Annotated in this window: 12 protein-coding genes; all 12 read right to left on the bottom strand. The window is 64.2% G+C overall.

Annotation, left to right across the window (positions count from 1 at the left end):
• Positions 1–54: 54 nt before the first annotated feature.
• Complete coding sequence (locus tag BGI01S_RS14640; RefSeq protein ID WP_042326476.1) at positions 55–1,518, bottom strand: DHA2 family efflux MFS transporter permease subunit; 1,464 nt, start codon at positions 1,516–1,518, stop codon at positions 55–57.
• 99 nt (positions 1,519–1,617) lie between these two features.
• Positions 1,618–2,295 (bottom strand): glutathione S-transferase family protein, encoded by a 678-nt coding sequence (locus BGI01S_RS14635; protein ID WP_042326475.1) that lies wholly within the window; start codon positions 2,293–2,295, stop codon positions 1,618–1,620.
• Positions 2,296–2,414: 119 nt separating this feature from the next.
• Positions 2,415–3,638 carry a dienelactone hydrolase family protein gene (locus BGI01S_RS14630; protein WP_042326474.1) on the bottom strand — a complete coding sequence of 408 codons (1,224 nt, stop codon included), beginning with the start codon at positions 3,636–3,638 and terminating at the stop codon, positions 2,415–2,417.
• A 34-nt stretch (positions 3,639–3,672) separates the two neighbouring features.
• Entirely contained in the window at positions 3,673–5,313 is a 1,641-nt protein-coding gene (locus tag BGI01S_RS14625) for an AMP-binding protein (protein ID WP_042326473.1), read from the bottom strand.
• Between the two features lie 81 nt (positions 5,314–5,394).
• Positions 5,395–5,790 carry a RidA family protein gene (locus tag BGI01S_RS14620; RefSeq protein WP_042326472.1) on the bottom strand — a complete coding sequence of 132 codons (396 nt, stop codon included), beginning with the start codon at positions 5,788–5,790 and terminating at the stop codon, positions 5,395–5,397.
• The gene (locus tag BGI01S_RS14615; protein WP_042326471.1) at positions 5,787–6,230 is read right to left on the bottom strand and encodes an acyl-CoA thioesterase; all 444 of its coding nucleotides are present in this window, start codon (positions 6,228–6,230) and stop codon (positions 5,787–5,789) included. The genes BGI01S_RS14620 and BGI01S_RS14615 overlap by 4 nt, the downstream gene beginning before the upstream one ends.
• Complete coding sequence (locus BGI01S_RS14610; RefSeq protein WP_408638642.1) at positions 6,230–7,414, bottom strand: acyl-CoA dehydrogenase family protein; 1,185 nt, start codon at positions 7,412–7,414, stop codon at positions 6,230–6,232. The genes BGI01S_RS14615 and BGI01S_RS14610 overlap by 1 nt, the downstream gene beginning before the upstream one ends.
• A 19-nt stretch (positions 7,415–7,433) precedes the next feature.
• Entirely contained in the window at positions 7,434–8,285 is an 852-nt protein-coding gene (locus BGI01S_RS14605) for an enoyl-CoA hydratase family protein (protein ID WP_042326469.1), read from the bottom strand.
• Positions 8,286–8,314: 29 nt separating this feature from the next.
• On the bottom strand, positions 8,315–8,875 hold the full coding sequence (locus tag BGI01S_RS14600; protein WP_042326468.1) for a MarR family winged helix-turn-helix transcriptional regulator: 561 nt from the start codon (positions 8,873–8,875) through the stop codon (positions 8,315–8,317).
• Positions 8,872–9,654, bottom strand: coding sequence for an SDR family NAD(P)-dependent oxidoreductase (locus tag BGI01S_RS14595; RefSeq protein WP_042326467.1), 783 nt, complete (start codon positions 9,652–9,654; stop codon positions 8,872–8,874). The genes BGI01S_RS14600 and BGI01S_RS14595 overlap by 4 nt, the downstream gene beginning before the upstream one ends.
• The gene (locus BGI01S_RS14590) at positions 9,651–12,023 is read right to left on the bottom strand and encodes a bifunctional salicylyl-CoA 5-hydroxylase/oxidoreductase (protein ID WP_042326466.1); all 2,373 of its coding nucleotides are present in this window, start codon (positions 12,021–12,023) and stop codon (positions 9,651–9,653) included. The genes BGI01S_RS14595 and BGI01S_RS14590 overlap by 4 nt, the downstream gene beginning before the upstream one ends.
• 219 nt (positions 12,024–12,242) lie before the next feature.
• Positions 12,243–12,866, bottom strand: a complete 624-nt coding sequence (locus tag BGI01S_RS14585; protein WP_042326465.1) for a YitT family protein — start codon at positions 12,864–12,866, stop codon at positions 12,243–12,245.
• Positions 12,867–12,971: the final 105 nt, after the last annotated feature.

The following is a 12,971-nucleotide window of genomic DNA, read 5'->3' as shown; positions in this document are numbered from 1 at the left end:
GTGTTTGATCGCGCTTGCTGTTCTGCAACCGGGTCTGCGCTGAGGGCGCGCGGCTCAGTAGTGTTCCGTCGCCGCCGCGTTGCCAGCAGCCCGCGAAGGCGCGCCCGCGTCGCCGGGCCGGCCCGAGCGCAACAGCAGGCCGCCGAGCACACCGGCTGCGGCCGCGAAAATCGCGCCGAACAGAAACGCCACGTGATAGCCGCTGTTGAGCGCCGCCGTCGCGCCGACCGACGCGTGCAGCGCGTCGCTGCGCGCGGCCGCGAGACTCGCGAGCACTGCGAGGCCGAGCGCGCCGCCCATCATGAACGACGTATTGACGATGCCGGACGCGAGGCCCGAATCGGCCGGATCGACGTCGCTCATCGCGGCGAGCAGCATCGGATTAAACGCGATGCCCGCGCCGAAGCCGAGCAGGATCATGCCGGGCAGCACGTCGGGCACGAAGCTGCCGTCGACCGGTGCGCGCGCGAACCATGCGAGACCGCACGCGGCGACCAGCAGACCGACCGCCAGCGGACGACGCAAACCGAAGCGCATCACCACGCGCGCCGACAGCCCGAGCGAAAAGAATCCCATGATCAGGTTGGCGGGCAGGAACGCGAGACCGACCTGCAACGGCCGGTAGCCGAGCACGCGTTGCAGGTACAACGCGGAGATGAAGAACCACGCGAACATCGCGGCGGCCCACAGCACGCCGACCACGTTCGCGGTCGCGACATTGCGCAAGCGGAACAAGCCGAGCGGCATCAACGGATGCCGGACCCGCGCTTCGATCATCAGGAACGTGCCCAGCAATGCGAGCGCGACGAGCAGCAAGCCGAGCGTCTGCGCCGAGGCCCAGCCCGCTTCGTTGCCGTTGACCACCGCGTAGACGGCGAGCATCAGCGACGCGGTGACGGTCACCGCGCCGGCCACATCGAGCCGCTCGCCGTGAGCATGGCCGCGCCCGGACGGCAGCAGCGTGACACACAGCGCGTACACGGCAACACCGATCGGCAGGTTGACGAGAAAGATCCAATGCCAGCTCAGCAGGTTGGTGAGCAAGCCGCCGAGCAGCACGCCGATGCTGCCGCCGCCCGCGCAGACGAAGCCATACACGCCCATCGCTTTTGCGCGCTCGGCGGGTTCGGTGAACAGATTCATGATCAGCGACAGCGAGACCGCCGAGACAATCGCACCGCCCAAACCCTGCACGGCGCGCGCGGCGATCAGCAGGATTTGCGAGTTCGCCATCCCGCAAGCGAGCGACGCGAGCGTGAACAACGTAATGCCGCCGAGGAACAGCTTGCGGTGTCCGTACAGATCGCCGAGCCGGCCGCCGAGCAGCAGACAGCCGCCGAACGTCAGCATGTACGCGTTGACGACCCAGACCAGCGCGGTCTCGGTGAAGCCGAGGTCCGCCGCGATCGACGGCAGCGCGACGTTCACGATCGTGGTGTCGAGCACGATCATCAACACGCCGAGGCACAGGACGATCAGCGCGAGCCAGCGTTGCCTGCCATGAATGGAATGGGTCATACGGATGCTCCTGTGCCGCGATCGAGCAGGCAATGAGCTTTCGAGTCTAGCACCCGCGAGTTTCGCATCACACTACGAAACCCCGGGCCGTGCACAGCCTCAGTCGCCGCCGAGTATGTCGTATTTGCCGCCGCGTTCGAGCGCGCGTTGATAGGCCGGGCGCGCATGAATGCGCTTCAGGAGACCGGCTATCGCGGGAATCTGGCCGTTCATGCCGCCGCGCGCCATCGCGGCTTCGAGCGGGAAGCTCATCTGCACGTCGGCGGCGGTGAAGTCGTTGCCGACGAACCAGCCGGTCGCACTCAGTTCCTTGTCGATATAGCCGAGGTGCAATTTCAGTTGCGGATCGACGAAGCTCGATTGCAACGTCGCCGCGATCTTGCGCGCAATCGGCTTCGCGAAGAACGGCATCGGCGCGCCGGCAATGCGCTGCGCGACCAGCTTCAGCAGCAGCGGCGGCATCGCCGAGCCTTCCGCGTAATGCAGCCAGTACGTGTAGCGCAAGCGTTCCGGTGTGCCGCGCGCGGGAGCGAGGCGCCCCTCGCCGTACTTATCGACCAGATATTCGACGATCGCACCCGATTCGGCGATGGTCAGGCCGTCATCGGTAATCACCGGCGACTTGCCGAGCGGATGCACCGCGCGCAACTCGGGCGGCGCCAGCATCGTTTTCGGATCGCGCTCGTAACGCTTGATCTCGTACGGCACGCCGAGTTCTTCGAGCAGCCACAACACGCGTTGCGAGCGGGAGTTGTTCAGATGATGGACGGTGAGCATGGGTCGATGGAGGTTGGCGAGAAGGGTCGATAAAGCGTCCCATCATAGGGACGATGTGCCGAGGTGTGACTCTATTCGCACCCCGGCCGCACCTCGTGTCCCATGCCCACTCGCACGAATCAGACCCGCGCTTTGTCGCCCATCAGTTGATTCGACGGCAAGGTTTCGTCGAGCAGCTTGCGTGCGCTTTCGATCCCGGCCACCGGCAGTCCCTCGGGATTCAGCAGGTCGACCTGCACCAGCACCGAGGCCTGATCCCAATAGATGTGCTCGTTGTAGAGCTTGTCGCCGCGAAAGCACACCACCGCCAGCATCGGCACTTCGAAGTACTTGCCGGTCGGCGCGACGCCCGGCAGCAGCCAGTCGATTTCGCAGCTGTGCGTGCAACTGAAAATGAACTCGTCGACGATACGGTCCGCGCCGATCGTGCGCGAAATCGGAATCAGCTTCGTGTCGGGCGGATTCGAGTTGACGAAGTGATGCGTGTAGAAACGCTTGAGCCGGTCATGGCCGACGCCGCCGGTCATCGTCGGCACGTGATTGACGTAGGGCTCGGCGACCATGGTCGGCATGACCGCGTCCACGTCGCGCGTGGCGAACTCGTGATAGCAGTGCGCTTCCCACAGCGCGTTCAGATCGTAGACCGGACCGAGCACCTTGCGCAGCAGCGCGAGCGTGCGCGAGTACGCCATCATCGCGGCAGGCTTGTCGTACTGCGGACGCGCGGGCGCGGCGAACGCGTGATCGCAACCGGGGTACACGTATTGCTCGATTTGCGGGCGCGTGCGCAGCGCGGCGCTGATCTGCTCGCGCGTGGCCGGCGGACAGTGCGAGTCGTTTTCGGGGAAGTGAAACACCATCGGGCAGCGCACGGCGGACACTTCGTCCAGATGCGCTTCGAGACCCACGCCGTAATAGCTGACCGCGCAGTCGACGTCGGTGCGCGCCGCGCTCAGGAACGCGAGCTTGCCGCCGAGGCAGTAGCCCACGGTGCCGACCTTGCCGGCCTGCTCGGGCAGCGCGCGCAACGCGGCGACGGTCGCGGCGATGTCGTCGACGGCGAGGTCGACGTTGAACTGGCTGAGATAGCCGAGCGCCTGTTGCATGTCGGCGTCGCCGTAACCGAGTTCGATGCCCGGCTCGATGCGCCAGAACAGATCCGGCACCAGCACCACGTAGCCTTCTTCGGCGTAGCGGTCGGCGGTGGCCTTCATCGTGTCGTTGACGCCGAAGATCTCCTGGAGCAGAACGAGCCCGGGGCCCGAGCCTTGCGCCGGACGCGCGACGTAAGCGTTGAAACGGCCGCCATCCTGGGCGACGACTTCGATGAAAGAGGCGGCCATGCGTTGTGTCTCCGGTCCTGGGCTATGAAGTGGGTCACGTCATCGTGCGCAACTCGAAACGTTTGAGCTTGCCGGTTTCGGTGCGCGGCAACGCATCGACGAACGTGATGACGCGCGGGTATTTATACGGCGCCACGCTATTTTTCACGAAATCCTGCAGTTGCGCGACCAGTTTGTCATCCGGCGCATAACCCTGGTTCAGCACGACGAACGCCTTGACGATCTGTCCACGGGTGTCGTCCGCCACGCCGATCACGCCGCACTCGGACACCGCATCGTGTTGGAGCAGCACGCTTTCCACTTCGGGACCGGAGATGTTGTAGCCGGCCGAGACGATCATGTCGTCGGCGCGCGCCTGATAGAACACGTAGCCGTCCGCGTCGAGATAGACCGAATCGCCCGGCAGATTCCAGCCGTCGCGCACGAACTTCGCCTGCCGGTCGTCGGCGAGATAGCGGCAGCCGGTCGGGCCGCGCACCGCGAGCTTGCCGATCGTGCCGGGCGGCACGGGTTGCATCGCGTCGTCGACGGCTCGCACGACGTAGCCAGGCACCGCGCGGCCGATCGCGTTCGGCCGAATCTCGTCGCCCTGCGCGGAAATGAAAATGTGGATCAGCTCAGTGCCGCCGATGCCGTCGATCATGTCGATGCCGGTCGCGTCGCGCCACAGACGCCGCGTCGAATCGGGCAACGCTTCACCGGCCGACACCGTCTTCTTCAGGCTCGACACGTCATGACGCGCGATGAGCGGCGCCATCTGCCGGTAGAAGGTCGGCGCGGTGAACATGATGGTCGCGTGAAAACGTTCGACGGTTTGCAGCAGGGTCTCGGGCGTCAGCTTCTCGATCAGCACCGTGGACGCACCCACGCGCAGCGGAAAGCACAACAGGCCGCCGAGGCCGAACGTGAATGCGAGCGGCGGCGTGCCGCAAAACACGTCGCTCGACGTCGGCTTGAGCACGTGACGCGGGAACAGATCGCACATTGCCAGCACGTCGCGATGAAAGTGCATGCAGCCTTTCGGCGCGCCGGTCGTGCCGCTCGTGAAGGCGATCAGGCAGACGTCGTCGGCGGCGGTGTCGCACGCTGTGAAGTGGTCGGGCTTGTTGATCGCGAGGGTGTCGAGCGAGTCGGCGGCGTCGTCGTGAAAGAGACGCGTCTGTTTCAGGCTCGGGCAGTAGAACTCGTCTTGAGGATCGGCACAGCGTTTCAGTTCGTCGGTCAGACGCGCGTCGCACAATGCCGCGCCGATCTGCGCCTTGTCGATGATCTGCTTCAGTTCCTTCGCGCGCAGCAACGGCATGGTCGGCACCACGACGAGGCCCGCCTTCAGCGCGGCGAGCGCGGTGACGGCCATCTGCAACGTGTTGGGTCCGCGCAGCAGCACACGGTTGCCGGGCTGCAAACCCATTTCGTCGACCAGCACGTGTGCGCTGCGATTGACCAGCGCCAGCAGTTCGCCGTAGGTGGTGGCGCGCGGCGCGCCGTCCACGTCGGACCAGATCGCCGGACGGTCGCGATGACCCGCTTCGATGGTCCGCTCAAGCAACTCGCTTGCGCAGTTCAGACGCGCCGGGTAGGCCACGTCCGGATTGTCGAGCAGAAACACGGGCCATTGATTCTGCGGCGGAAGATTGTCGCGCGCGAAAGTATCGACGTGTGCTGACGGTTCCATCTGGGTCTCCCGGGCGTTGAGCCGGCTGAATGCGCTTCGGTTGGCGTAAGTGGTGACGTGGGCTTGTTTTTCGTTCGACGCTTACTGCGGAATCACGGCGGTCCCTTCGATCTCGACCTTCGCATCGTCTTCGATCAGCGCGACGACCTGCACCGCGCTCATCGCGATGTCGTAGTCGCCGATCAACTCGCGAAACGCGCGGCCGATGTCTTTCAACGCCGCGAGGTATTCGCGTTTGTCGGTGACGTACCACGTGAGCCGCACCAGGTGCTCGGGCTTGCCGCCCGCTTCGTGAAGCACGGCCACGACATTTTTCAGCGCCTGGATGGCTTGCGCGGCGAAGTCGGTGGTCTGGAAACGCGCCTGTTCGTCCCAGCCGATCTGACCGGCGATGAAAACCTGCGTGCCGCTGGCCGCGACGCCGTTCGCGTAGCCGCGCGGTTTGATCCAGCCGGCGGGAAGGAGAGCTTTTTTCATGAGCGATGCGCCTCGATGGCTTCGGGTTGGGGTGCAAACGTCGCGAGCGCGCTCGCGATGTCGGTGGGAATGTCGATGGATTTGCCGCTTTCGAACGACGTGGTCACGAGCACCTGCTTCGCACGAAAGCGCGTCTCGCCGTTGCAATGGCCGACGACGTCGATGCCGATCGAGCGTCGGCCGATCGCATTCACGCTGAGCGTCAGCGTGATCGTTTCGCCCATCTGGCTCGGCCGCGAAAACTCGCACTCGAGTTTGACGATCGGCAATCCGACGCGGCGCTGCGCGATCATGTGCGCGTAGTCGACGTGCAAGCCCTCGTTGAACCAGTCTTCGACCAGCGCGTTGGTCATCACCAGATACTGCGGAAAAAACACGATGCCCGCCGGATCGCAGTGCGAAAAGCGGATGCGCACGGGCCGTTCGAAGGTCGCGTTCATCAGCGTGGCGCTCCGGCGGCGGCCGCATGCGCCTTCAACAGATCGCGGCCGATGATCAACTGCTGCACCTCGGTCGCGCCTTCGTAAATGCGCAGCGCGCGAATCTCGCGGTACAGCATCTCGACGGCGGTGCCGCTTTGCACGCCCATGCCGCCGAAGAGTTGCACGGCGGCGTCGATCACCTGCTGCGCGCCTTCGCTCGCGTGCCACTTCGCCATTGCCGCTTCACGCGTGACGTTTTCGCCTTGATCGCGCAGCCATGCGGCGCGATAGACCAGCAATGCGCTGCTGTCGATGGTCAACGCCATCTGCGCGAGCTTGGCCTGCGTCAGTTGAAAATCGCCGAGCGTCTGGCCGAACATCTTGCGCGACGCGGCCCGCGCGATACCCTCGGCCATCGCATGACGCGCGAAACCGAGCGACGCGGCCGCCACCGACGTGCGGAAAATATCCAGTGTGCGCATCGCGAGTTTGAAGCCTTCGCCGGGCGCGCCGAGCATCTGGCTGCGCGGCACGCGAGCGCCCGCAAAATGCAGACGCGCAAGCGGATGCGGCGCGATCACGTCGATGCGTTCGGCGATTTCGAGCCCCGGCGTATCGGCATCGACGATGAACGCGCTGATGCCGCGCGCGCCCGGCGCTTCGCCGGTTCGGGCGAACACCACGTAAAAGTCAGCGATGCCGCCATTGGAGATCCACGTCTTGTCGCCGTCGAGCACATACGCGTCGCCGTCTTCGCGGGCCGACAGCGCCATCGCGGCGACGTCCGAGCCAGCTTCCGGTTCCGACAGCGCGAATGCGGCGAGAGCGGTGCCGTTCGCGACGCGCGGCAGATAGCGCGACTTCTGCTCATGCGTGCCGCCGAGCGAGATCGCGCCCGAACCGAGGCCTTGCATCGCCAATGCGAAATCGGCGAGGCCCGAATGTTTGGCGAGCGTTTCGCGCAGGAGACACACGGCGCGCGTGTCGATCGTGTCGCCGTGGCCGCCGTACGCGACGCCGCCCACACCATACTTCAGCCAGCCCGCCGCGCCGAGTTCACGCACGAGACGCCGGCAGGTCGCGTCGGTGTCCGCGTGATCTTCGTGACCGAGATTCGCGCTGCACCATGCTTCGATGCCGGCCGCCAGTTCGCGATGACGCGGCTCGAAGAACGGCCACGCGAGCGCGCTATGCAAATCCATTTCGTTGTGTGCGCTCAACTCAGTCTCCTTCGAACACCGGACGCGATTTCGCGGCGAACGCGCTGTACGCGCGCTCGAAATCGCGCGTGCTCATGCAGATGGCCTGCGCCTGCGCTTCCGATTCGATCGCTTCGTCGATGCTCATGCTCCATTCCTGATGCAGCATCTTCTTCGTGATGCCGTGCGCGAAAGTCGGACCGGCGACGAGATCGGCAGCAAGCTTCTGCGCTTCTTCGACGAGCGCGGCCGGTTCGCACAGGCGGTTGTAGAAGCCCCATGCGTGTCCTTCATCTCCGCTCGCCGAGCGGCCCGTGAACAGCAGTTCGGCGGCACGCCCCTGACCGATGATGCGCGGCAGGATCGCGCATGCGCCCATATCGCAGCCCGCGAGACCGACGCGCGAGAACAGGAACGCGAGCTTGCTGCGCGCGGTGCCGAGGCGCATGTCCGAGGACATCGCGAGAATTGCGCCTGCGCCGGCGCAGACACCGTCGACGGCTGCGATGATCGGTTGCGGGCAGTGGCGCATCGCTTTGACGAGGTCGCCGGTCATGCGCGTGAAGAGCAGCAGTTCCGGCATCGGCAGATCGATCAGCGGCGCGATGATGTCGTGCACGTCGCCGCCGGAGCAGAAGTTCTCGCCCGCGCCGTGAATCACGACCGCCTTGACGTCGGTCGCATAGGTCAGTTGGCGGAACAGGTCGCGCAGCTCCGCATACGATTCGAAGGTCAGCGGGTTTTTGCGCTCGGGGCGATTCAGCGTGATCGTTGCGACCTTGTCGGTCACCGACCAGCCGAAGTGACGTGCGTCGTAGCCGGCGAGGGTCAGGCGGTTGCCGGCCAGCAGGGCGTCGGCATTGGATCGTGTCATGGTGGTGGTTTCCTGCGGTTCGGTGCCCGTCAGTCTTTCAGACTGTCGAGCAGATGTTGCTTGAGCTTGCCCAGGCGCTGATGCGTGCGCGACTTCTCCTCGAGACTCAGGCCGCCGAACAATTCAACGACCCATTGCTCGTGCGCGGCCGCCATCTTGTCGAACGCCTTCCGTCCGACGGGCGTCAGGCACACGCTGATCGAACGGCGATCATTCGGGTCGGTATCGCGCGACACCAGGCCTTCTTTTTCCAACTGATCCGTAATGCCGGTGATGTTGCCGCCCGTCACCATCAAACGGCGCGACAGCTCGGTCATCTTCAGCCCTTCCGGATGACGCTCCAGCTGCGCCATCAGATCGAAACGCGGCAGCGTCGTGTCGAATTCGTTACGCAGACGCTTGCGCAATTCGGCCTGCACGAGGTTGGTCGTGGTCAGCATGCGCAGCCACAGACGCAAACCCATATGGCTGTCCGCGCCAGTGCTCATTTCGAGGTCCACGACGTTCTCCGCGGGTTTGGCGACGCCTTTGCGCTGCGCTTTCGTTTCGCCCGCCGCAGCGGGCTTCTTGATGTTCGATGACTTGGTCACATCACTTCTCCGCCAGAGATGGAAATGGATTGCCCCGTGATCGCATCCGAGCCGGGTTGGCACAGCCACAGCACGCTGTTGGCAACCTGCTCGGGACTCACGAAGCGATGTTGTGGATTCGAGCGCAGCAAAGTTTCGCGCGCCTGTTGTTCGGTACGCGCGGTTTTGCTGGTGATCTGTTCGAGCGACGCGTGCAGCAGTTCGGTCTCCGTGTAGCCGGGGCACACCGCATTGACGGTGATGCCCTTCGTCGCGACTTCGAGCGCGAGCGAACGCGTGAGACCGATCACGCCGTGTTTCGCCGCGCAGTAGGCGGCGACGTACGCATAGCCGATTTGCCCCGCCGTGCTGGCCACATTGACGATGCGCCCATGCCCGCGTTCGAGCATGCCAGGCAACACCGCGCGCGTGCCGAGAAAGACGCCGGTGAGATTCACGTCGAGCATGCGCTGCCACAGCGCCATGTCGGTGTGCGTGAACGGCGCAGCTTGCGCCTGTCCCGCGTTGTTGACGAGGATATCGACGGCACCCGCTTGATCGAACGCCTTCGCGACCGACTCTTCCTGCGTCACATCCACGCCGAGATACGTGACGTCGCCGAGCGCGCTGAATTTTTCCCGCTGTGCGTCGAGCCGCTGCACGTTGCGGCCCATCAGGGTGACGCGGGCGCCGGCGCGCAACAGCGCCTGGGCAATCGCCGCGCCGATGCCGCTGCCGCCGCCGGTCACGACGGCGTGTTGTCCCGCGAGCGAGGAGAGGGGCGTATTCGCGTGGCTCACGTGGTTCCTTCTGCGCGTTGCGCGCGTTCTTGCGGCGACAGACCCGCGTTCGCGATGGTCTGCGCGCGCTCGCGTTCCAGATTGCGTTCCAGTTGCGACTTCGCGGCGGTGTAAGGCTTCGGCCACGCGACATCGAAGTAGCCGATCTTCGCCGCTTCGTTCAGCGTCCACGACGGATTCGCGAGATGCGGACGCGCGATCGCGCACAGATCAGCGCGGCCCGCGGCGATGATGCTGTTCACGTGGTCCGCCTCGGAAATCGCGCCGACCGCGATCGTCGCGATGCCGGCCTCGTTGCGCACGCGATCCGCAAACGGCGTCTGGAACATGCGGCCGTACACCGGTTTTTCTTCCTTGCTGACCTGACCCGACGACACGTCGATCATGTCGGCGCCGGCCGCTTTGAACGCGCGAGCGATCTGCACGGCATCGTCCGGCGTCGTGCCGCCTTCGACCCAATCGTTCGCGGAGATACGCACGGAAATCGGCTTGTCTTGCGGCCACACGGCGCGAATGGCTTTGAACACCTGCAACGGATAACGCAAACGGTTTTCGAGCGAGCCGCCATATTCGTCGGTGCGCTGGTTGGTCAGCGGCGACAGGAAGCTCGACAGGAAATAGCCATGCGCGCAATGCAGTTCGAGCCAGTCGAAGCCCGCGTCCGCCGACATGCGCGTCGCGTCGACGAATTGCGCTTCGATTGCGCGCAGCTCTGCATGCGTGGCTTCGCGCGAGTGCTGGCTGACGCCACGCAGATATTGCTGCGGCGACGCGGACACGAGCGGCCAGTTGCCCTCGGCGAGCGGCTGATCGATGCCTTCCCACGCGACGCGCGTCGACCCCTTGGCGCCCGAATGGCCGAGCTGAATGCCGATCTTCGCATCCGACTGGCGATGCACGAGATCGACAATGCGCTTCCACGCGGTGAGATGCTCGGGCGCGTACATGCCAGGGCACGCGGGCGTGATGCGGGCCTCAGGCGACACGCAGGTCATTTCCGTCATCACGAGCCCGGCGCCGCCCATCGCGCGAGCGCCGAGGTGCATCAGGTGATAGTCGCCAGCGATGCCGTCGACGGCCGAGTACTGCGCCATTGGCGACACCACCACGCGGTTTTTCAACGTGACGCCGCGCAGCGTGAACGGCGTGAACATCGGCGGCACGGAATGCTGGCTCGGCGCGCGTTCGACTCCCGAGCGTTGCGCGAGCCAGTCTTCGAAGCCCGACAGATAGCCCGCGTCGCGCTCGCGCAGATTTTCGTGCGAAATGCGTTGCGAGCGCGTGAGCAGCGAATACGCGAACTGTTCCGGCTCGAACGACGTATAGCGGTCGACGTTTTCAAACCACTCCGTCGAATTGCGCGCCGCGTTCTGGATGCGCAGAACGCCGATGCTGCGTACCTCGGTGTAGTGCTTTAGCGCGGCGGACAGATCGCCGGGATGGGCGCCGATGCTGTTGGCGAGTTCGATCGCGTCTTCGAGTGCGAGCTTGGTGCCGGAGCCGATCGAGAAATGCGCCGTATGCGCGGCGTCACCCATCAGCACGATAGGCGTTTGCGAGCCGTCGGCATTGCGGCGCCAATGCACCCATTCGCCATTGACGACGCGCGGAAAGCGAATCCACTGCGACGAGCCGCGCAAATGTGCGGCGTTCGACATCAGCGCGTGACCGTCGAGGTACTTCGCAAACAGCTTTTCGCAGAAGGCGATGCTGTCTTCCTTGCTCATCTCGTCGAGACCGGCGGCGCGCCACACGCGCTCGGGCGTTTCGACGATGAAGGTAGAGGTCTGGTCGTCGAAACGGTAGGCATGCGCCTGGAACCAGCCGAATTCGGTTTCTTCGAACGCGAACGTGAACGCGTCGAAGAGTTTTTTGGTGCCGAGCCAAACGAAGCGGCAGTCGCGTGTGTCGATGTCCGGCTGGTAAGTGCTTGCGTATTTTTGCCGGATCGCGCTGTTCAGGCCGTCGCAGGCGATGATGAGGTCGGCTTCGTAGACACTGTCGTCCGTCACCTGGGTTTCGAACACCAGCTTGACGCCAAGTTCTTCGCAGCGCGCCTGCAGGATGTTCAGCAGCCGCTTACGGCCGATGCCGCAGAAGCCGTGACCCGACGAGCGGATTTGCCGGCCGCGGAAATTGATCTCGATATCGTCCCAGTGGTTGAACGCGTCGAGGATCGCGTCGGCGCTGGGGGCGTCGGCGGCGCGCAGGTTGCCGAGCGTCTGGTCGGAGAACACGACGCCCCAGCCGAACGTGTCATAGGGACGGTTGCGCTCGACGACCGTGACTTCGTAATCCGGGTTGCGGCTTTTCATCAACAAGCCGAAGTACAACCCGGCCGGACCGCCGCCGATACAGACAATGCGCATGCTTGCTCCCCAAATGTGGACTCTGCTTGAGGTTAATTTAGGTCGTGATAGTTTAGATGTCAAGTAAATTTTCGGGGGCGTGCGGTATGGCGCTCGTGCCGATGGGGGCTTAGGGAATAAGGTCGGTGCAATAGACCGCAAATCCGTTTCCGAAACCCGAAGTCGTATATCGATCAATCGGGTGGGCTCGCGTTGCTCGTTCTCTTTGCGGTTTCGCCGTCACCCACCACGCTGCCAGCGACTGCCCAATTGCATCACCCAATCCACCCCCTTTCCCGCCAAAAATATCGCGACCATAGTGGCCAACATACTTGCCCAGCCAAGAAAGGCCCCGGAAATCGCGATCACCAACGTATTCAGCAAAAGCGAAAGTTGGCCGATGCTAAACCTCGGGTATCTGCGAGACAGCACCACGCAGAGGATGTCCATTCCGCCGGTCGATCCACGACACAGCAGGATGACGGCAATAGCGGCGCCGTTCAGCAAGCCGCCGAGCAGAGCGCCGAGGACGAGTCCATGAAAGCCCGGTACTCCGCTGAATAGCTTGAGAAAAAGCGACATGGCCACCGTCCCTGCCAGACTGAGCAGCAGAAAACGCAATCCGACTACACGGAATCCGAGCAGAAATAGCGGGATGTTGACGGCGAAGTAGACGACATCGAACGGCAGAGCGAATTGACGGGAGGCCAACGCGAGTAGTCCCCCGAGGCCGGGAGGCAAGATCTCGTTCGGCTGAAGCAAGACATAGTAGTTCAGGGCGATAACGGCGGAACCGAGCGTGACCAGCACGATCTCCAGCCCCGTACGCCACCATCGCGCGTGCTCCAGGATCGGTGTGGTCATAGGCTGCCTGCGCCAGAATGCGAACGCCCAATGTACTTTTCGATCCCGTACCGCAACGCCTCGACGAACTGGTGACTCAGCGTCATTCGAAGGAGCAGGCGGATT

This window comes from Paraburkholderia ginsengisoli NBRC 100965, from assembly GCF_000739735.1.
Classification (GTDB): domain Bacteria; phylum Pseudomonadota; class Gammaproteobacteria; order Burkholderiales; family Burkholderiaceae; genus Paraburkholderia; species Paraburkholderia ginsengisoli.
This window is presented reverse-complemented; position numbering and strand designations above follow the sequence as displayed.

Coding starts and splice junctions, on each gene's coding strand:
- BGI01S_RS14605 (WP_042326469.1), bottom strand. CDS start 8,285: ATGACACGATCCAATGCCGACGCCCTGCTGGCCGGCAACCGCCTGACC.
- BGI01S_RS14590 (WP_042326466.1), bottom strand. CDS start 12,023: ATGCGCATTGTCTGTATCGGCGGCGGTCCGGCCGGGTTGTACTTCGGC.
- BGI01S_RS14620 (WP_042326472.1), bottom strand. CDS start 5,790: ATGAAAAAAGCTCTCCTTCCCGCCGGCTGGATCAAACCGCGCGGCTAC.
- BGI01S_RS14610 (WP_408638642.1), bottom strand. CDS start 7,414: ATGGATTTGCATAGCGCGCTCGCGTGGCCGTTCTTCGAGCCGCGTCAT.
- BGI01S_RS14635 (WP_042326475.1), bottom strand. CDS start 2,295: ATGCTCACCGTCCATCATCTGAACAACTCCCGCTCGCAACGCGTGTTG.
- BGI01S_RS14615 (WP_042326471.1), bottom strand. CDS start 6,230: ATGAACGCGACCTTCGAACGGCCCGTGCGCATCCGCTTTTCGCACTGC.
- BGI01S_RS14625 (WP_042326473.1), bottom strand. CDS start 5,313: ATGGAACCGTCAGCACACGTCGATACTTTCGCGCGCGACAATCTTCCG.
- BGI01S_RS14640 (WP_042326476.1), bottom strand. CDS start 1,518: ATGACCCATTCCATTCATGGCAGGCAACGCTGGCTCGCGCTGATCGTC.
- BGI01S_RS14630 (WP_042326474.1), bottom strand. CDS start 3,638: ATGGCCGCCTCTTTCATCGAAGTCGTCGCCCAGGATGGCGGCCGTTTC.
- BGI01S_RS14585 (WP_042326465.1), bottom strand. CDS start 12,866: ATGACCACACCGATCCTGGAGCACGCGCGATGGTGGCGTACGGGGCTG.